This is a genomic window from Hoylesella shahii, assembly GCF_937990675.1.
GTDB classification, from domain to species: domain Bacteria; phylum Bacteroidota; class Bacteroidia; order Bacteroidales; family Bacteroidaceae; genus Prevotella; species Prevotella shahii.
Genome location: NZ_CALKQY010000004.1, coordinates 41,307 through 61,363 on the forward strand (window position 1 = coordinate 41,307; position 20,057 = coordinate 61,363).

At 46.0% G+C, this 20,057-nt stretch carries 12 protein-coding genes; 5 read left to right on the forward strand and 7 right to left on the reverse strand.

Translation table 11 applies throughout. The features are described 5' to 3' along the window. Positions 1-50: 50 nt before the first annotated feature. From QME03_RS00795 to QME03_RS00810, 4 genes are read right to left on the reverse strand one after another with little or no spacing between them, the layout of a single operon-like run. Positions 51-1,247: a BT_3987 domain-containing protein gene (locus QME03_RS00795; RefSeq protein ID WP_281723145.1), complete on the reverse strand. Its 1,197-nt coding sequence runs from the start codon at positions 1,245-1,247 to the stop codon at positions 51-53. 15 nt (positions 1,248-1,262) lie between these two features. After that, positions 1,263-2,309 (reverse strand): glycoside hydrolase family 18, encoded by a 1,047-nt coding sequence (locus QME03_RS00800; RefSeq protein ID WP_110370409.1) that lies wholly within the window; start codon positions 2,307-2,309, stop codon positions 1,263-1,265. Positions 2,310-2,360: 51 nt separating this feature from the next. Next, complete coding sequence (locus QME03_RS00805) at positions 2,361-3,920, reverse strand: RagB/SusD family nutrient uptake outer membrane protein (RefSeq protein ID WP_281723146.1); 1,560 nt, start codon at positions 3,918-3,920, stop codon at positions 2,361-2,363. 24 nt (positions 3,921-3,944) lie between these two features. Next, positions 3,945-7,037 (reverse strand): SusC/RagA family TonB-linked outer membrane protein, encoded by a 3,093-nt coding sequence (locus QME03_RS00810; protein WP_281723147.1) that lies wholly within the window; start codon positions 7,035-7,037, stop codon positions 3,945-3,947. A gap of 1,067 nt (positions 7,038-8,104) precedes the next feature. Between QME03_RS00810 and QME03_RS00815 the strand changes: the two genes are divergently transcribed. Further along, positions 8,105-8,857, forward strand: a complete 753-nt coding sequence (locus QME03_RS00815) for a hypothetical protein (protein ID WP_410521744.1) — start codon at positions 8,105-8,107, stop codon at positions 8,855-8,857. Between the two features lie 190 nt (positions 8,858-9,047). Here the strand turns inward: QME03_RS00815 and gpmA are convergent, their stop codons facing one another. The 3 genes from gpmA to leuS all read right to left on the reverse strand — a co-directional run bounded on the left by gpmA (position 9,048) and on the right by leuS (position 14,354). Beyond that, positions 9,048-9,737 carry a 2,3-diphosphoglycerate-dependent phosphoglycerate mutase gene (gene gpmA / locus QME03_RS00820; RefSeq protein WP_281723149.1) on the reverse strand — a complete coding sequence of 230 codons (690 nt, stop codon included), beginning with the start codon at positions 9,735-9,737 and terminating at the stop codon, positions 9,048-9,050. 532 nt (positions 9,738-10,269) lie between these two features. Then, entirely contained in the window at positions 10,270-11,238 is a 969-nt protein-coding gene (locus tag QME03_RS00825; RefSeq protein ID WP_110370405.1) for a YitT family protein, read from the reverse strand. A gap of 251 nt (positions 11,239-11,489) precedes the next feature. After that, the gene (gene leuS / locus QME03_RS00830) at positions 11,490-14,354 is read right to left on the reverse strand and encodes a leucine--tRNA ligase (protein WP_281723150.1); all 2,865 of its coding nucleotides are present in this window, start codon (positions 14,352-14,354) and stop codon (positions 11,490-11,492) included. Positions 14,355-14,810: 456 nt separating this feature from the next. Here leuS and QME03_RS00835 point away from each other — a divergent pair, with 456 nt between their 5' ends. The 4 genes from QME03_RS00835 (at position 14,811) to QME03_RS00850 (ending at position 19,615) form a co-directional block, all read left to right on the forward strand. After that, on the forward strand, positions 14,811-15,224 hold the full coding sequence (locus QME03_RS00835; protein ID WP_281723151.1) for a hypothetical protein: 414 nt from the start codon (positions 14,811-14,813) through the stop codon (positions 15,222-15,224). A 145-nt stretch (positions 15,225-15,369) separates the two neighbouring features. After that, complete coding sequence (locus tag QME03_RS00840; protein WP_281723152.1) at positions 15,370-15,927, forward strand: NAD(P)H-dependent oxidoreductase; 558 nt, start codon at positions 15,370-15,372, stop codon at positions 15,925-15,927. A 580-nt stretch (positions 15,928-16,507) separates the two neighbouring features. Beyond that, entirely contained in the window at positions 16,508-18,355 is a 1,848-nt protein-coding gene (locus tag QME03_RS00845; RefSeq protein WP_281723153.1) for a 2-oxoacid:acceptor oxidoreductase subunit alpha, read from the forward strand. Positions 18,356-18,610: 255 nt separating this feature from the next. After that, positions 18,611-19,615 (forward strand): 2-oxoacid:ferredoxin oxidoreductase subunit beta, encoded by a 1,005-nt coding sequence (locus tag QME03_RS00850; RefSeq protein WP_281723154.1) that lies wholly within the window; start codon positions 18,611-18,613, stop codon positions 19,613-19,615. Positions 19,616-20,057: the final 442 nt, after the last annotated feature.

The following is a 20,057-nucleotide window of genomic DNA, read 5'->3' on the forward strand; positions in this document are numbered from 1 at the left end:
GCGCTGCCGGGGCACCATCGCAAACAAATGTGCGGGCCAAGAGCCAGAAACTATTCGGGACAGCGAACAGCATCAACAAATTGAGGCGTTTGTCCATCGGGCCAAGAGAAGTAATAAGCATTGAAGCCATTACCCGTTAGGTCGGTAACAACCCATTTATTGCCCTGTGCTTGTGCCTCGTTAAAACGCCAGTAGGCCACCAGGTCTTTCGAAGTGGGGTCTACCCAGCATACATTGTTCTTGAGTTCGGCAGCCGTTCTGGCAGTTGCCCAAACGCGCGCCTCGCTAACCCATCCTTCCATACATCTGTCGTCGCTGGCCGATTGTCCGATATAGAAGAAGTCGTTTTGTCCATAGGCATTGGCCAGATTAATTGTTCGGCGACTATCTGTTGTTTCGGCTTGCAGTTCGCCATTGATATAGATGTACTTTTTGCCTGTTTCGCCATTGTAAACACAAGCCAAGTGCACCCATTTATCATTAGGAAGCACATCGCGCGAGTCCATGTGGTTGGGGTCGCCCAGCTGTAATTTCCATCCATCGGCAGCACTTCCAGCCGTTCTTAAGCAGAGATTTTCTTCCAATCCCATAACGGAGTAGCACCATTTTACGCTCGAGGAGTTCATTTTTTTGAACCTTACGCGCGCCTCAAAGGTAACACTCTTCATGGCATGCGTGTCGAAACGTCCCGTGTTATTACTAAAGTCGGCATAATAGAAACGCCAAGGTGCATCCAAGTCGGCCGCTTTGGTAACAATAACCTGATTAACCACCACGTAGATGGTGCGCGAAGCCTCGATAACAGGCATGCTAGTGCCCTTCACACCGTCAATACTAATGGGCAGAACATAGGTGGTACCAAACTTCATTGCATCGCGATTGATGATGGTGAGCTTAGTGCCCATCTCCGAAATGTGCTTACCTTGAGCAATGGTTTGGGCAGCATTTTCCAGCTTATAAGCCTCTTGAGGCAGCAATTCGTAGTTTTTGTGATGCTCTTTATTGAAAGCTTCCACCAGTTCGGGTGCAGCTTTGAGCGTAACGGTGGTGTTCTGTTCCACCGTTTCGCTAGCAGCCACGTTCACAGCGATAGCCGAAGGCACATCGTCGACGGTGAGAGTGGTGGTAACCTCTTTGCCTTGCGTACCCACGATGTAAAGTCCGTCGTAGGTTTTAATGCCGTTGCTGCATGCAGAAGCCACGAGAATGGCAAGCAACGCGGGCAGTTTTGTGATTATTTTTTTCATTGTTGCGTTCCTTTTTTAGGGTTTAGTGGTGTCGGCGTTGTCGTTATGTTTTTGCATAATTTGTATAGCCTCGCGGGTAAACTTATAGTTGGGCGAGTTGTCGTAATCGTTCTCCATGTGATAAGTTCCGCATCCGCCCTTTCGTGTGGCTTTCTTACCATTGTATTCGGGTAAGAAACTAGCCATGCCAAGAATAGAAGGAACGCGCGTTTTGCCATCTTCGAGCAAGTGACCAACACCGCCATTGGCAGCCATTCCGCCTTCGAAAGTTTCAGCAAAGATGTATTGTTCGGGTTTCCATCCACGTGCGGCCGCCCTATTGAAGCGATTTTGCAGGTCGTAATAGCTTCGGCTATTGTAGGCTTGCACCACACCGTAGTTGAAATACTCGGCCAATTCGGGTTTAACATCGTAAGGCACACCGTCGATGATGAGCAATTTGTCGGTTCCACTCTTAGGACCAATAAACTCTCCCAGCTTCTTTACGAAGATTTCCATGTTGTCGCGGTAGTTGGGATACACGTTAGTGGGTCCCACAAGCGGACCAGTGAAGGGTCCACCAGCAGGGTCTTGGTAGCCCGGTTCATAATCGAGGTCGATGCCTTGATAGCCATAAGTATTCATTGTATCAATCAATGCCATGGCATAACGCTCAATAGCCTCGCGCGTTACTTGGTCGTGGTTTTCGCCTTCGAGGAAATTTTGTGGAATTTTGTGAGCAAAGATGGTAAAGGTAACACGTGTTCCCTTTACGTTTTGCACATATTCCATATCCTCGCGGTCGTATGTTCCGCTCCAAATAGAAATAATGTCGACGCTATCGGGCACGCTTTTGAGCGACCCTCTCATGTTAGGCGACTTGGTGTTCCATCCGCCAAACCAACCAAAAAACACCTCATGGTCGGTTCGTTGCTTATAAGCACGAAGGTCGGCATAATACTGTTCGCTCTTTACTTCGGGCTTAATGATTTCTAAAGCCTCGATGTTGGTGTTGCACGAAGCGAGTGTTGCCAGTGCAAGAACCCCAGTAGCAAGTCCCTTTAATATATATTTTGTGTACATTTTAAGCTAAGTTTGATGTATGAATGTAAATGAGTGATAGCCTCAAGGAATTTATTGTTTGTCCCACCAAAGGCTAGTTCCACCCGTATCTTCGCCTCCAAGCAGTTGCACAGCCTTCTCCACTTCGGCCTTATTGCCAATATATTCGCTAGCGGGGAAGGGAACACGGCGCACCTGAATGTTGGTGTTAACCTTGCCATTACTAAAGTTATCAACAACGGGGAAGAGCTTAGGATAGCCCGTTCTGCGGAATTCGCTCCATGCTTCTTGGCCAAGAGGATAGATAGCAATCCATTTTTGGGTAATGATGCGTTCTAGTTTCTTAGCATCGGTGGCGTTATCGTCCCATGCAGGCGTGATGTCCGATGGTGCATCGGCAGCTGGTAGTCCTCTCATTCCAGCGTAAGCGCTGGGTGTGTTGGTGCTAGCTAGGTAGTTATCAGCACTGTCAGACAATCCATGTTGTGCCAACGAGGTGCGCACACCCTCTTCGTAAAGGTCTTTAGCCGTGCCACCCATGTTCCATCCGAGCAATGCACCTTCGGCTCTAAGCAACCACATCTCGGCCGCATTCATCCAAACATAAGGTGTGGAACGTGTGATAGTGGGTGCAGAAAGCTTATTGTTGCCTTGGAAATTTTTGCCATTGCGCATACCATTACGCATGCCTCGATACTGTCCATCAATAGCGGGAGCAAAGAACTTAGACAAACGGGGGTCGCTAAAACCGTTAAGGTAAGCATCCATTGATGCGCTCATGCGGTCTTCGTTGTAGCCCTCGGTGCTATAAATATTATAGAAGGGGTTGTTATACGTGAACGAAAGCGCGCCCACGGTTTGCATTACGGCGTTGTCTTCATTTTCTTCAATCACGCCATAATCGTTGTTTACAGCAGCTTCGGCCAGTGCTTGAGCACCATCGTAAGCCTTATGGCAGCGAATGGCCAAGCGAAGTTTGAGCGAATTGGCAAAACGAATCCACTTTTTAAGGTCGCTTCCGTAGATAAGGTCGAAATTGCTGAGAGGCTTAGCACTGGGGTTAAGTCTGTCGAAAGCCGTTAGCACGCCAATGGCATGGTCTAGTTCGCTGAAGAAACGCATGTAAACATCCTTCTGCGAATCGTAGGGCACAGGCGTTTGCAGTCCAAAACGAGTGTAGGGGATAGGCCCATAGATGTCGGTTGTTTTATGCATAGCCTCAACCTTCACCACTTCGCCCACGGCAAAGAGCACGCTCGAGGAGTCGGTTTTGAGTCGCAGTTGTTGCCAATTGCTCATCACCTTGGTGTAAGCCACCGAGAAAGGGCGGTCTTTCCAGCCATCGGGGAACACATAAGTAGTGGCATTATATCCACCCTCCCAGCTTTGCGTGCCAGCATAATAGCCAGCATACATATTGCCAAAGAGGTCTTCTGTGAGCTGAAAATCGTTTTGGTCTTCGGCCACCACGTTGCGTTGCAGCGTGGTAAGATAAGTTCCGTACAAGTTATCTTGCGCCAAACGACTAACGTGTACCTTGTCGGGGTCGTCGTTAAGACTAGAGTCGAGACAGCCATATATAGGCGTGCACAACGCTACAAGTGCACATAGCTTTATGAAATGTTTATTCATTGTTGCTTGTTTTAAGATGTTTGGTTAGAAATTAACCTTCACGCCGAAGCCCAAACTACGCTGGCTGGGAGGCATAAAATAGTCGAACCCTTGATAATAGGTGCCAGTATTGGCGGTTAATTCTGGGTCGAAGGGTGCTCGATTGTAGAGCATCAGCAGGTTATGTCCTGTTAGCGACACGTTCACTTTTAGCTTATTGGCAAACCAAGAAGCAGGAAGGTCGTAAGAAATAGACATCTCGCGCAGTCTAACATTCGTGGCACTGTATGCGTAATGAGCCAAAAGGCCAGTTCGTCCGCCAGCAACCACACCGTAATATTGCTCTGCATTGATTAAACCATTGTTTACTTTCACACCTCCAGCGTCGCGAGCGTCGGCCGTTTGTTGAGAAACACCAAACTGGTCCATAAGTGCTTGTGTGGCCGAAACCACTACTCCACCCACGCGTGCATCGAGCATGAAGCCCAATTCGATGCCTTTCCAAGCAAAGGTGTTGCGCAATGAGATGTTATAACGTGGTGCAGCCGAGCCCACTTTCACAAAGTCGTTATCGTCTTTTTGTACACCGCCAGTTGCAAGGATGTTGCCTTGATAGTCTTGTTTGAGGTGAGAAGCGTAGATATCCGACATTGTTCCGCCCTGACGAAGAATCATTTTGTACGATTCGGCCGATGAAACTTCAAACTCTGTTGGTGCTTTCACCGTGGTGTTTGTGGTGTGATCGGTGACGTATTCGGGCAAAAGTTCCTTGATTTCGTTACGGTTGAGCGAGTAAACCAGGTTTGCAGTCCAGTCTACAGGACCTAATTTCTGGTTGTAAGTGGTGCTAAGTTCAATACCCCAGTTGTTCACCTTACCAGCGTTTTCGTAGGCAAACTCGTATCCAGAGCTAGGAGGAAGCTTGTAACGGAACAGTTGGTTGTAGGTGTTACTATTATAATAGGTGGCGGCAATGTTGAGTTTATTACCAAAGAGGCGCAAGTCCATACCCAATTCAAAGGCCTTTGTCATCTCAGGTTTGAGGTGATAAGCGGGCGTATGGGCGTTGCTGGTGGGAGTTCCATTAGAAAGAGCCACCGCATCGCTTGTGAGATAGGGCGACGGGGGGTTACCCACTTGGGCGTAACTACCACGTATCTTCCATAGTGAGAATATCTCTTTGGGCAAGGGAAGCACCTCGGTGAGCAGCACCGAAGCACCAACAGAGGGATAGAACACGTGGTTGCTGCCAGTGCCAAGCAACGTAGAGAAGTAGTCTACACGACCTGTGGCATCGGCAAAGAGGAAGTTGCGGTAGCCCACTTCAACCTTTCCGTAGAACGATTGCGTTTGTGTGTGCAGGTTGGCGTGCGCTGTTGTGCTCTCTGCAGGCGACATATTAGAGGGATGGAAGAAGTTTGGCACTCGCACAAGGTTGCCTTCGAAGGTCTTACTCTTATAACGCTCGTCGAAATAGCTACCTCCGAGGTTGGCCAATAGGTGCCAATCGTCGCCAAAACGTTTGTCTACGTTAACGAGGAAATCGAGATAGGTAGACGAATTCTTATCATCTTGCGTCATCCAGTTACCTGCTGGCTTAGAGAATAGTCCGTCGGTAGAGGCATAAAGTTTGCGTTCGAAGTCGGTATAAGCATTGTCCATGCGTGCACGACCTAGGATATTAAGCCACGAGGTGATGTTCCAGCGAGCCGAGAAGCTAGCAATGAAACGCTCGCGCTTGGTATCAAACTGGTTGCGATTAACAATCCAGAAGGGGTTTTGTATGCCAAGACCCATGTTTCCATAAGGCCAGTTCTGTGTTTTAAAGCTTCTAACGGCGTTAAACATTTCGTAAACGGCATAACGATTGATGTCGTCGCTGGGTGGGAAGAGGTAAGTGGGCACCAAGGGGTTGTAGAACATACCCTGGCCAATACCATTCTTCGTGTTCTGCTTTACGTAAAGCAAGGTGAAATCCAATTGCAACACATCCTTAACCACATCCCACGAGTTGCGGAATGTGAAGTTATAGCGATTGTAACGGTTGTTGGGCACAATGCCACCTGCATTAACCGCACCTGCTGAAATATGTGTTTGACTGGTTTCGCTACCCGTAGACAGCGCCACAGAGTTAGAAACATTGAAGCCCGTTTTAAAGAAATCGAGGGGATTGTAATTAGAAGGGTTATCCAATTTCTCGCCCCAGCTAGCAAATTCGCCTTCCTTTCGTCCGTAGGTGTTTTGGAATTTGGGCGTTACGAATGGGCTAGAGAAGGTGGTACTGTTAGAGAACGATACCTTAGGACGCCCCACTGTGCCTTTCTTTGTGGTGATAAGGATAACACCATTGGCACCACGATTACCATAAAGAGCAGCAGCCGAAGCACCCGTTAGCACCGACATGCTTTCGATATCATCGGGGTTGATGTTTGAAATACCATCGCCGTCGGCCACTTCAACCGACTCGTAGAAGTTGTCGCTTTGCTTTGTGCGTAGTCCTTGCATGGGAATACCATCAAGAACATATAAGGCATTGTTCTCGCCGAATAGCGATTTGGTACCGCGCATCACCACTCTTGACGAGCCGCCCACGCCCGAAGCGTTTTGATTGATGGTTACACCGGCTATTTTTCCAGCCAAAGCGTTCACAAAGTTGGCGTCTCTCACGCGCGTAACCTCACTTCCCTTGAGGTCTTGCACATTGTAAGTAAGGGCCTTTGCTTCGCGTTTAATACCCAAAGCCGTCACCACCACCTCGTTCAGTAGCTTCTTGTCTTCTTCCATAACGATGGTCATGGGCGACGTGGTGTTCACCTTTAGCGTTTGTGTGGCATAGCCCACATACGACACTTCGATGGTTTCTCCATCGTTTGCTTGCATCGAGAAATGTCCGTCGATGTTGGTAATGGTACCTCCTTTGCCATCTCTGCTCCTCACGCTAACGCCAATCAGCGGTTCGCCATTGGCATCTGTCACCGTTCCTGATACGGTTTTGCGCGTTGTTTGTTGCAAAGATGTTGCATTAGGATGCGTGTTGCTTGTGGTAGCCATGGCCCATGTTGTGGGCGAGAGCACCAAACAAGCCAACAGAGCAGCCCTATTTGCAATGGGCTGCAATGCGTTACAGTGTTTAAGCATCTTCTTATTTATTATTGTAATGATGTAGATAGTTTATCTATTTTGTTTTTAGTAAATTGCGATTGCAAAGGTATAATATTTATGTGATACGTGCAAATAAAAAGGACACCATAAAAAACACACTGTTTTTACATGTTGATAGCACAACATTTGCTCTTGTTTACATTGTGTAACAAGCATTAGCCTATTTGTTTATTCTACGCTGCATAAACCTTACTACAACAAGAAAAAAGACGATTTAAAGTTTATTATCGCGTGTATTATTTGCCGATTGTTTTACGTATGAATATCCACTGCAACCCGCCAACACACAAATCACAGCGTGCATAAATGTTAACGACCAAACATTTCGTAATTCTTCACTTGTATTGTGCCTTACTTATCTGTCAACTTATGAATATAAAAAAAGGGATTCCGCTGAATCCCAACCTTTTGTTAACCTTAAATCTAATACCATGAAAAACACAATGCAAAGGTATTAAATATTATCGTGAATTGCAAATTATACAGATATTATTTCTTATATTACGCGCAAATTTAACGTTTATCAACTGTTTTGGTGTTTAAAATGCATAAAATGAGGACGTTTGGGATAGTAATGGCAATATATTTTGATACATAATGGTGTAGAAAATAATTTACACATTATAACGAAAAGACTACAAAATTGATTGATTTATCCCCAAAATGGGCATTAAATATTGCGTTTAGTCGGGATTTTGTGGCTAACACATCTGCCTGATGCTGCACATACGGAATGGTTTGGTTTGATAATTACGCGCGCTTTAAAGCCTAATAACGCCTATGCTCAACACAATTGCACACTTTCGCCTGTGTTAAACATCATCATTATGTAGAGATATCCTACTTATTATCCTATCTTTGCACCATGTTTGATAAAGACGAATAACAATTTAATTAGATATATGATTCAGGAAAATAAAATGGTGCAGCGCGCACGCTATGAAAAGATGGTTCAAATGCTGTTATCTCTATTGTCATTGGGGGCACAACCCTCCCGCCAGCGCAAACGCCACGTTAGCAGATTTGCTTATTTGCTGCTTGCCATGTCCCTCTCTATCTCTGCGCAAGCGCAAATGCTTTTCTCGGAAACAATGACGATGGACATTGATAGTACTAAGACTTTGCAAGGCACATTGCTGCCCGTGCTCGACTTTAAAACTGAGAAAGAGAATGTGATAACCCTGAAAAACACCGCCAATCTTAACCTGCTGATTAACAAAAATCGCGTGGTGAACCTTATCAACAAACTGGAGTTTTCGGCTTATGGCAAAGAAGTTATGGTGAGCGGTGGATATGTTCATGCCGAATTTCGTTATCTGTTGCAGCACGCTTTTGAGGTTTACCCCTACGTTGAGTCGCAATGGGCTGGCAGTAGAGGCATGAATTATAAGATTTCTACTGGATTGCAGTCGCGCTACCGATTGGCAAATACGAAGCATTTTTTGATGTTTGCCAACCTTGGTTTGTTCTACGAATTCGAGAAATGGGAATATCCCGACCCTCCTGCTGGCGTTAGTAGTCATGCTTATAGCCGCAGTATTAAGAGCCATTTATCGGTAAGCTTTAGGCATTCTATTGGCGAACACTGGCAATTAACCACCACTCTTATCCACCAAGCCAAGCCCGATAGCTACCTTAAAAGTGCTCGATTGGGCGGTGCTGTCGACTTAGCTTACCGCATTACGCCAACTGTTGGTGTGCGTGGCACATATCGTCTTATCTATGATACGGCGCCTATCGTACCCATTCGCAAAGATTATAACACGGTTGAGGCAGGGCTTGACATCTCTTTTTAGTCTCATGCTAGGTGTTACCAAGGGCTTTTGTGTGGCCTTTGCCACTACTTTTGCGCGCTGCTCAGTGCAATAGCCCATACAATCATGCTATAAACGCCTATATAATAGGTATAAAAGAGAGGGGGATCGGCAAGTTTTCTCAACTGCCAATCCCCCATGAAATATGTATTTTATCAACTAACTTTCGTTATTATTTCAGGTAATATTTGTTGGTTACCTTGAAATCGTCGTCAAATTCGTAAACCAAAGGTGTACCCGTGGGTATTTCCACGTTGATAATTTCTTCGTCAGAGATGTTCTCGAAATACTTAATGAGCGAACGCAACGAGTTGCCGTGAGCTGCAATAAACACGCGCTTGCCTTCCATTACAAGGGGTTTAATCTCGTTTTCAAAGTAAGGAACAGTACGTGCAATGGTATCTTTAAGGCTTTCGCACATAGGAACATCTTCTACAGGCACATCGCGATAAGCGGGATTTTTGCGTGCTGAGTACACGTTATCTTCTTCCATCATAGGTGGACGCACGTCGAAACTTCTGCGCCAGATATGTACTTGCTCCTCGCCATACTTCTCTGCGGTCTCTTTTTTGTTAAGACCTGAGAGGGCTCCATAGTGGCGTTCGTTTAGTCTCCACGACTTAATAACGGGCAACCACTCGCGTTCCATCTCCTTCAGTACTATTTGTTGCGTGTTGATGGCACGCTTCAAATAAGAGGTATAGCATACATCAAAGTCCAAGCCGGCTTCTTTTAGCAACTCACCTGCACGCTTTGCTTCTGCCTTTCCCTTGTCAGAGAGTTCCACGTCTACCCAACCTGTGAACAGGTTCTTTTGGTTCCACTCGCTTTCGCCATGGCGAATAATCACTAGTTTTTTCATACGAAGTGTTGTATTATATATATAAATAATGTGTAAGCTTACAAAGTGCAAATTTATATATTATCAACCGCTTGGGCAAGCGCTACCTATTGGGGTGTAGTGAAAAATAGTTAAATCATCGAATAATGTGCTTTTCGTGTCTTATAATTATTTGTTAAATCCTCTCTTACCCTTTCTTCACCCTGCTTTTGCCTGCCCTTCTCTATGCATCTGCCTGGTTTTTCCTTGTTTTTTGTGGCTTTTTTCGTCTTTTTATCCTCCTTTTTCCCTCCCTTTTGCCTTAACAATCGTTCGCCAAAGGTATATAAATCACTTAAAAAACTTAATCTTTTTTGTTTTTGTTCGTTAAATAATGCGTATTACATTCTCAACGAAGAAATACACTTACTAGCCTATATATAAATGGTTATTGACCAGCAAAATGCACTTACTGGCCAATAACCAAAGTTTGCAACAAAAGCTACAACCACTTACAGGGCAAAGCAACATGGCACAAAGCATGCCAAAAGCGAAGCCACTGCAAGGCAAAAGCCTACTCTTTGGCCTCTTCTTTGGGTCGTTTGGGTGGTTCGGGCATGGCCTTTGCTTTTACCTTAATGGGGTCGAAGCCCTCGCCATACACGCCAATAACCGAACTCTGACTAACAAAGGCGTTAGGGTCGAGCACTTTAATAAGGCGGAAAATCATTTGACTTTCGTTCTTCTTTGCTAGCACACACAGCACTTTCATTTCCTTACCTGTGTACCATCCATGCCCATCGAGAATGGTAACACCGCGGTCGGTGTGCAAAGCAATGGCACTGGCTATCTCTTGATACTTACGCGAGAAGATGAGAAACTGCACCGATTCGCGTCGGGTGTTCATCACATAATCAAGCATAAAGTTCTCCACAATCATCGTACACAGACCAAAAACCATCATTCTAGCCCGCTCGTAATACGTGCCAAACTGTGGAAAGAAGAAACAACTGCCAATGATAAAGATGTCTACAAGGAACAACACCTGACCCAATGACAGGTTGAAAAACTTGTTTACTACGGCGGCAATGATGTCGGTTCCACCTGTACTACCATTGTTAAGGAACACGATGGCCAACGACGAACCCGTCAACGTACAGCCGATAAGCAGCGACATGAAGTTGTTTCCAGGACCAAGTATCTGCACAAACTGGTCGGTTCCTTCAATCTTCGGCATCAGCTCTTGCGCATATTCCAGCAAGAAATACAAGGCTGCCGTGGCATAGATGGTCTTTAACAGGAAGCGCCAGCCCAGCACTTTCAGTGCCAAAACCAAGAGCGAGATGTTGATAATGGCGTAAGTGTACTGTATTTTAAAGCCCGTGGCATAGAAAACAACGAGCGATGCACCCGTAACTCCGCCTGTTACAATCTCGTAGGGCATGATAAACACCACCAGACCAAACGAATACAGGCATAATCCGAGTGTGATAAACACATAGTCTTTAATCTCGCTAAGGAGCATTTTATGGTCGATTGTCATATCGTATTTAGTTTATGAGGGTTTTAGTTTTTGAGGTTTTGAGTTTATGAGGTTTTGAGTTTATGAGGTTTTGAGTTTATGAGGTTTTGAGTTTATGAGGTTTTGAGTTGGGGAGGTTATGAGTTTTTGAGTTTATGAGACTCTGAGTTTATGAGGCTTTGAGTTTATAGTCTCAAAAACTAATCAACTAATTAACTCAAAAACTCATAAACTCAAAAACTCAAAAACTCAAAAACTCACCAACTTAAACATCATCCTTTCACCACGATGTTAACGATTTTCTTCGGCACAACAATCACTTTCAGCACCTGTTTGCCTTCAAGGAATTTAGCCGCGCGCTCGTCTGCCATGGCTGCTTGCTCTATTTCGGCGTTGGTTGCTGTGGCAGGGAAAGACATTTGGAAGCGCGCTTTACCGTTAAAGGCAATGGCTAGTTGCACTTCAGTTTCCTCCAAATACTTCTCTTCGTAGGCAGGCCATTGGGCATCGCACACTGTTTGACTGTTGCCAAGCGCCGCCCAAAGTTCTTCGGCGATGTGCGGAGCAAAAGGTGCAAGGGCCACAACGAGGTTAGAGAGCAGTGCTTTATTGGTGCAATGGGCTTGCGACAGTTCGTTAACACATATCATAAAGGCAGCCACAGCCGTGTTATACGAGAAGGCAGGAATGTCGGCCGATACCTTTTTGAGCAGTTTATGCACCGATTTAAGCTGTTCGGGCGTTGCTTCGGCATCGTTGGGGATAAACTCATCCGTGCGCATGTTGTAGAACAAGCCCCAGAACTTCTTCAAGAAGCGATGACAACCATCAATTCCGTTGGTGTCCCATGGTTTACTTTGTTCCACCGGACCGAGGAACATTTCGTATAGGCGCAGCGTGTCGGCCCCGTAGTTTTCAACAATGAGGTCGGGATTTACCACATTGTACATACTCTTCGACATCTTCTCTACGGCCCAACCGCACACATACTTACCGTTTTCGAGCACAAACTCGGCATCCTTATATTCGGGTCGCCATGCGCGGAAGGCGTCAATATCGAGCACATCGCCATGAACAATGTTCACATCCACGTGTATGGGCGTAACCTCGTATTGGTCTTTCACTCCCAGCGACACGAAGAGAGGCGCCTTTTGAGCATCGCCTTCGGTTCTTTGCACACGATAAACAAAGTTGCTTCGACCTTGAATCATACCCTGGTTAACCAATTTTTGGAAAGGTTCGTCGTTCACAGCCACGCCCAGGTCGAAGAGGAATTTGTTCCAGAAGCGGCTATAAATAAGGTGACCGGTGGCGTGTTCTGTTCCACCCACATAGAGGTCTACGTTCTGCCAGTAGCTAACAGCCTCGTTGCTCACCAGTGCTTGGTTGTTGTGTGGGTCCATATAGCGCAAGAAATAAGCCGACGAACCAGCAAAACCTGGCATGGTGTTAAGCTCCAAGGGGAACACCTGTTGTCCGTCTATCAAATTCTTATCCACCACTTTACAAGCTTTCTCGTCCCACGCCCATACTTTGGCGTTGCCCAGAGGTGGTTCGCCCATGGCCGTGGGTTGATAATTGTCTACCTCGGGCAATTCAAGTGGTAAGCATTCTTGCGGTATCATGTAGGGCATATCGCCCTTATAATATACGGGGAAGGGTTCGCCCCAATAGCGTTGGCGCGAGAATGTGGCATCGCGAAGGCGATAGTTCACCTTAATGCGACCCAAATTGTGGCGCGAAACATATTCTTTGGTCTTGGCGATGGCCTCCGTTACGGTTAGTCCGTTGAGCACAAGTCCCTCGTTTGCGGCGCTGTTAGCCACGGGCGAGTTGATCACGATGCCCTCTTTGGCGTCGAAACTCTGCTCCGAAACATCGGCCCCTTCGATAAGTGGCACGATGGGTAGCGAGAAATGACGAGCAAAAGCATAGTCGCGACTGTCGTGTGCAGGTACAGCCATAATGGCTCCAGTGCCATAACCAGCCAGCACATAATCGCTAACCCATATGGGAAGTGCGTCGCCAGTGAGGGGGTTAACAGCGTAAGTGCCCGTGAAAACACCACTAACCTTGCGGTCGGCGATGCGTTCGCGTTCGGTTCTTTTCTTCGTAGCCTCAACGTAGGCCAGCACTTCGGCACGTTGTTCGGGCGTGGTAAGGCGGTCTACCAATTCGCTTTCGGGAGCTAGCACCATAAAGGTAACACCAAAAATGGTGTCGGCGCGAGTGGTGAAGATGGTGAAATGTTCATCGCTATCTTTCACGGCAAACTCCACTTCGGCCCCTTCAGAACGACCAATCCAGTTGCGTTGTGTCTCTTTGAGCGAGTCGGTCCAGTCCACTTTGTCCAGTCCTTCGAGCAAACGCTGTGCATACGCGCTAACGCGAAGACACCATTGGCGCATTTTTTTCTGTACAACAGGGTATCCACCACGTTCGCTTACACCGTCAACCACCTCATCGTTGGCCAGCACGGTGCCCAGTTCGGCACACCAGTTCACCATTGTTTCGCCCAGATAAGCAATACGATAGTTCATCAGCGTGGCCTGTTGTTCGTGTTCGTTCATTGCGTTCCACTGCTCGGCCGTGATGTGCAACTCTTCGCTACAAGCAGCATTTAGTCCAGCTGTTCCCTCTTCGGCCAACTGCTGTTGCAGTTCGGCGATGGGCAAAGCACGTTGTTGGTCGTTATCGTAGTACGAGTTGAACATTTTTTGGAATGCCCACTGCGTCCATTTATAATATGTAGGGTCGCAAGTGCGCACCTCGCGGCTCCAGTCGAACGAGAAACCAATGCGATCGAGCTGCTCACGATAACGCGCGATGTTGGTTTCGGTGGTCACGGCAGGATGTTGACCCGTTTGTATAGCGTATTGTTCGGCAGGCAAACCATAAGCATCATAGCCCATAGGATTGAGCACATTGTAGCCTTCCAAACGTTTATGCCGAGCAAAGATATCAGAGGCGATATAACCCAAGGGATGCCCTACATGCAAACCTGCGCCCGAGGGGTAGGGGAACATATTGAGTACGTAGAACTTTTTCTTGTTTGTGTCTTCTACAACGCGATAGGTTTGCTGTTCCTCCCATCGCTTTTGCCATTTCTTTTCTATTTCCCTAAAGTTATATTCCATCTTGTTTGTATTTAATTTTCTTGTTTTATAGTTTACTAGCCTACAAGTTAACGAGTAAGCAAAAGGCAAATCAACGAGCCGGCCACAAGTAACTTACCTCCCCCAAATCACGTCTTTCCCCCTAAAGGGGGAGAGAAGTATCGTTTTTTTGTTAAAACGATGTTCTCGCACGCTTATCAACCGCAAAGTTACTAAAAAGTTTTCGGCCTGAAATGCAAAGTGCCAGCTAATGTGTTTGTTTTGCATTTTAGGGAGAAAATATACATAACAACTTGTCGTTTTTCATCACATCCACTAGTCTCGCCCACTATATTATATTCCGTTACTTAAGTGGAGAAAGGTAAGTTGCTAACACAAAAACAGATTATTTTTTTAAAAGTCTACTCTTTTTACGTATATTTGCACCATACCTACGGCCAAATCACTTCATTTTACCAACAAATAACCAACAAAAGTATGACGATGAGAAGAAAAGACCTAATGACTATGGTTGCTGCGGTGTGCCTCCTTTTGATGGTGACACTTTCCTTCAGCTGTTGCTGCAACAACAAAATAGACGTAGAACGTGAGGTGGCAAGTGCCATTCACAGCGATAAGCCCTGTTTAGAACACGTGTACGAAGACGAGGAATGGGACAGTGTGTACATCCTTCTTCCTTATCAAGACCCACACCAACTAGGTCTGCGGATTAGCCATTCCGACCTTAAGAGCCTAGAAAACCTATCACTTGCCGACCAATATTGCACTTTAATCTTTGGTCACAAAGGCGATTTGGTGGCTTATTCAGCTATTAAAAGGTCGGTTGTTGACTTCTCCAACATAAAAGGAAGGAAGTTTCAGCGAAGTTATGTGTTCCAAATGAAAGACTAAGGAACAGAAAGAGAATTTTACGCTATCAATACAGTTTTTTTAGAAAAAAGTAAATTTGCAGTAGAAAAGCGCGATGACCCAACACCATAGAGGGTGGCAAGGACAGATATTAAAGCGCAATTTGCAAATTAAAAACAAACAAGATATGAAAAATGTATTGATCATATCAGGTCATACCAACCTGACTAACGACTCGGTGGCCAACAAAACCATCATTGAAGAACTGCGTAAAGCCCATCCCGAGTATCAATTTAACGTGCTAAGCGAAGCGTATCCCAACTACGTTTTTGACGTTGCAGCCGAACAAGAGAAACTAAAATGGGCCGATGTTATCGTGTTGCAGTTCCCCGTTTTCTGGTATAGCATGCCTTCGCTACTGCGCAAATGGATTGAAGACGTGGTGGTGCATGGCTTTGCCTATGGCTCAGAGGGCACCGCTTTGCAAGGAAAGAAACTCATTGCATCATTCACCACGGGCGCTCCTGCCGAATCTTACAGCAAAGAAAGCTTTGTGGGATACACTTTGGAAGAGATTTTTGGCGCACAATTGAAACCCACAGCCAATCTCTGCGGAATGCAATTGCAACCCTTTGTCTACACCTGTGGCGTGTCGTATGCCAATCGCACCGACCCACAAGCACTCGAAACAATGAAGCAACGATGCCGTGAAATTGGCCGAAGTGATAGAAAATTGCTAATATGAAAGAAGAAAAGTGAAGGAAAGAACGGGCGAAAAGCACAAAAAGGGTGAGAATACGGAAAGGAAAGATGTTGTATAACATTGTCTTATCCAACCTATTTTCTCGCCAAAAGAAAAGCGATTTGCAAACTATTATTACCCAAAACAAACATCGCATCGCCTACTGCCAATGTTACAGAATGGGAATTAAGAGCAGTTAGCCTATTCGTTCCTTCATTTCTTCTACTTTTCGCCTTTCCTCTAACCTTTCATCACCCACCTATTGCAACGTTTACAACCAGTTTTACAGCTAGCCCCAATATATATACCGCAATTATACAAAAGAACACACCAAGCTAAACGTCGCCTAAACTTTATCATAAAGGGTGGATATAGACTAAAACGACTTACCATCTGCAAGGCATTATAGGGCATTGGATAACCAGCGCATGCACAAAACGCAGCAAAGCTTACGTTATAACACCACAAAAAACACAAAGATAAAAACGTTTTAATAAAATTCATGCCAAAAAATTTGTAACTATCTTTTATTTGTTTTACTTTTGCCTTCGTTCTAACTATAAACAATCTAAGTGCTACTATTATGTCCGAAGAATTGGAAGTGAAAGAATTGGACCAAGTTGTGGTTCGTTTCTCAGGGGACTCGGGTGATGGAATGCAGTTGGCTGGAAATATTTTCTCGACCATTTCTGCAACCGTTGGTAATGATATATCGACCTTTCCGGATTATCCGGCAGACATTCGCGCCCCGCAAGGCTCGCTAAACGGCGTGTCGGGATATCAAGTTCACATCGGAGAAGACAAGGTGCATACACCTGGTGACTTCTGCGATGTGCTCGTAGCTATGAATGCTGCCGCGCTAAAAACGCAGTATAAATTCGCTCGCCCTCAAGCAACGATTATTATTGATACGGATAGCTTTGGCCCAAAAGACTTGAAAAAGGCCGAGTTTAAAACCGAAAACTACCTCGAAGAACTAGGTATCGACCAGGACTGCGTGGTGGCTTGCCCCATCACAACGATGGTGAAAGAGTGCCTTAAAGACACAGGCATGGACAATAAGTCGATGCTGAAGTGCAGAAATATGTTCGCGCTAGGTATCGTGTGCTGGCTGTTCAACCGTGATATGGAACTGGCATTCGACTTCTTGCGCAAGAAATTCCATAAAAAACCGCAGGTTGCTGAAAGCAATATCAAAGTGGTGATGGCCGGATATGATTACGGACACAACACGCACTCGTCGGTTCCAGCCACTTATCGCATAGAATCGAAAGTGAAAACTAAGGGCCGCTACATGGACATCACTGGCAATAAAGCCACAGCTTACGGACTTATCGCCGCCGCTGAAAAGGCTGGATTGCAACTGTTCTTGGGCTCGTATCCCATCACTCCCGCAACAGATATTCTCCACGAACTGGCTAAACATAAGAGTCTGGGCGTAAAAACAGTGCAATGCGAAGACGAAATCGCAGGTTGCGCTAGTGCTATCGGTGCTGCTTTTGCTGGAGCACTGGCCGCTACTTCCACTTCAGGACCTGGTGTATGCCTTAAAAGCGAGGCCATAAACCTAGCTGTTATCGACGAACTTCCACTCGTTATTATCGACGTTCAACGTGGCGGACCTTCGACAGGACTACCCACTAAGAGCGAACAAACCGACCTGTTGCAGGCGCTTTATGGCCGAAACGGCGAATCACCTATGCCCGTTATCGCTGCAACAAGTCCCACCGACTGCTTCGACGCTGCTTATATGGCTGCCAAAATAGCTCTCGAACACCTCACCCCTGTTATCCTTCTCACTGATGGATTCCTTGGAAACGGCTCGGGCGCATGGAAATTGCCTGATATTAAGCAACTGCCTGAAATACGCCCACACTTTGCAACCGAAGAAATGCGCAATAACTACACGCCCTATAGACGCGACGAAGAAACGCTTGCACGCTATTGGGCCATTCCCGGAAACGAGGGTTACGAGCATATCCTTGGTGGATTGGAGAAGGATGGAAAAACAGGAAACATCTCTACAGAACCCGAAAACCATAACCTTATGGTACACTTGCGCGCACAAAAAGTGGCCAATATCCCCGTGCCCAATGTGGAAGTGCAAGGCGATGAAGACGCCGACCTGCTCATCGTTGGCTTTGGTAGTACCTACGGACACCTTTTCTCGGCCCTTAAAGCACTGCGCAAACAAGGCAAGAAAGTGGCGTTGGCACAATTTAAATATATTAACCCACTACCCGCAAACACCGAAGAGGTGATACGCAAATATAAAAAAGTGGTGGTGGCCGAACAAAACATGGGACAATTTGCCATGTATCTACGCGCTAAGATTGACGGTTTTGTGCCTTATCAGTATAATGAAGTGAAGGGACAACCGCTAGTCGTAACCGAATTGGTTGAAGCATTTAAGAAAATCATTGAAGAATAAAATGGCGATGAGGAGTTAAGGAGTTAAGACATTAAGGAGTTGAGCCATATGGTTTGTTGCTAATAACCATAGGTTTGTAAGCAAACCGATAGCTGGGCAAGCCAAACAAGACTGATAAAAACCCACAAAACCCACAAAACCCACCAACTTTCTCTTTCATCTTAGCCACCTAATAACAAAGCATATCACTCCCCTCTCCCCTTGGAGAGGGGTTGGGGGTGAGGCTTTTACTTGTCAACTAACAAAACATCTGTTATGACTTATACAGCACAAGACTATAAACAAGGCACCCCAAGATGGTGCCCTGGTTGCGGCGACCATTTCTTTTTGGCTTCGTTGCAAAAGGCGATGGCAGAAATTGGCATCCCTCCATACGAAACAGCAGTGATTTCTGGCATTGGCTGCTCTAGCCGTTTGCCCTATTATATGAAGACCTACGCCATGCAAACCATCCACGGACGCGCGGCTGCTATTGCTACTGGCGCCAAAGTGGCTAACCCTAATCTCACCATCTGGCAGGTTAGTGGCGACGGCGACGGACTGGCTATCGGTGGTAACCATTTTATTCACTGCTTGCGTAGAAACGTAGACATCAACATTATCTTACTGAATAACCGAATCTATGGACTAACTAAAGGGCAATACTCGCCCACATCGCCTCGCGGATTCGTGTCTAAATCGTCACCATTTGGTACTGTGGAAGATCCATTCCGCCCTGCCGAGTTGGCATTTGGCGCACGTGGCAAGTTCTTTGGACGTGCCGTTGCAACCGACGCACCAGGCGTTATGGAACTAATGAAGGCTGGACAACGCCACAAAGGCACTTCGGTTTGCGAAATTCTTCAACACTGCGTTATTTTTAACGATGGCATCTACGACCCCGTTTACTCGTCGCCTGGAAGAAAAACAAACGCCATCTACTTGAAACATGGCGAAAAAATGCTCTTCGGTGAAAACAATGAGTATGGCCTGGCACAAGAAGGCTTCGGACTAAAGGTTGTGAAACTAGGTGAAAATGGCGCCACAATAGACGACGTTCTGGTGCACGATGCTCACGCCGAAGACCACACTTTGCAAATGAAACTGGCACTGATGAACAACGAACAGGGATTCCCCATTGCACTGGGTATTATACGCGATGTTCAAAGTCCTACCTATGAAGAGTGTGTGGAACAGCAAATTGAAGACGTAAAGGGCAAAGCCTCTTACCACAACTTCACTGAATTGCTAGAAACTAACGACATCTGGGAAGTGAAGTAATAAGCTAACCCAAGAGAAAAAGAAGCCTCACCCCCAAACCTTGCACTTGAATGGTGTGCAACATGCGCCGAGTTTGCTCCGCATACTTGCACTTCTCCCCTTTCTTTGCGCATGGTTAGTGGGTGAGGCTTTGTGTTTTGCTAACTTACAACGTGCCACGCTACCCAAAATCAGGGGTCAGTCGTAAAATCTTGTTGCAACTCGCTTCTCTTGCACATCATTTCATGGGTATTTATTTATTGCTGTAGTCGCTTAGGTTAGGCCACCATCCAAGCAATCTACGCAACAATGCTACATCATAAGTTTGAGTTCTGACGTATAGTGTTAAATAGATTGCAAATATTTTACAAACACCAATTGCTTTAACATTTATTCTAGCGAAAATCGCTGCATAAAAACATCGTTTTAGGCCGTAAAATCAGTCGTTCACAAATTATTTTTC

What these genes read in the sequence shown, in the direction of transcription:
- QME03_RS00795 (WP_281723145.1), bottom strand. Translation starts at nt 1,247, where the DNA reads ATGAAAAAAATAATCACAAAACTGCCCGCGTTGCTTGCCATTCTCGTG.
- QME03_RS00800 (WP_110370409.1), bottom strand. Translation starts at nt 2,309, where the DNA reads ATGTACACAAAATATATATTAAAGGGACTTGCTACTGGGGTTCTTGCA.
- QME03_RS00805 (WP_281723146.1), bottom strand. Translation starts at nt 3,920, where the DNA reads ATGAATAAACATTTCATAAAGCTATGTGCACTTGTAGCGTTGTGCACG.
- QME03_RS00810 (WP_281723147.1), bottom strand. Translation starts at nt 7,037, where the DNA reads ATGCTTAAACACTGTAACGCATTGCAGCCCATTGCAAATAGGGCTGCT.
- QME03_RS00815 (WP_410521744.1), top strand. Translation starts at nt 8,105, where the DNA reads ATGTCCCTCTCTATCTCTGCGCAAGCGCAAATGCTTTTCTCGGAAACA.
- gpmA (WP_281723149.1), bottom strand. Translation starts at nt 9,737, where the DNA reads ATGAAAAAACTAGTGATTATTCGCCATGGCGAAAGCGAGTGGAACCAA.
- QME03_RS00825 (WP_110370405.1), bottom strand. Translation starts at nt 11,238, where the DNA reads ATGACAATCGACCATAAAATGCTCCTTAGCGAGATTAAAGACTATGTG.
- leuS (WP_281723150.1), bottom strand. Translation starts at nt 14,354, where the DNA reads ATGGAATATAACTTTAGGGAAATAGAAAAGAAATGGCAAAAGCGATGG.
- QME03_RS00835 (WP_281723151.1), top strand. Translation starts at nt 14,811, where the DNA reads ATGACGATGAGAAGAAAAGACCTAATGACTATGGTTGCTGCGGTGTGC.
- QME03_RS00840 (WP_281723152.1), top strand. Translation starts at nt 15,370, where the DNA reads ATGAAAAATGTATTGATCATATCAGGTCATACCAACCTGACTAACGAC.
- QME03_RS00845 (WP_281723153.1), top strand. Translation starts at nt 16,508, where the DNA reads ATGTCCGAAGAATTGGAAGTGAAAGAATTGGACCAAGTTGTGGTTCGT.
- QME03_RS00850 (WP_281723154.1), top strand. Translation starts at nt 18,611, where the DNA reads ATGACTTATACAGCACAAGACTATAAACAAGGCACCCCAAGATGGTGC.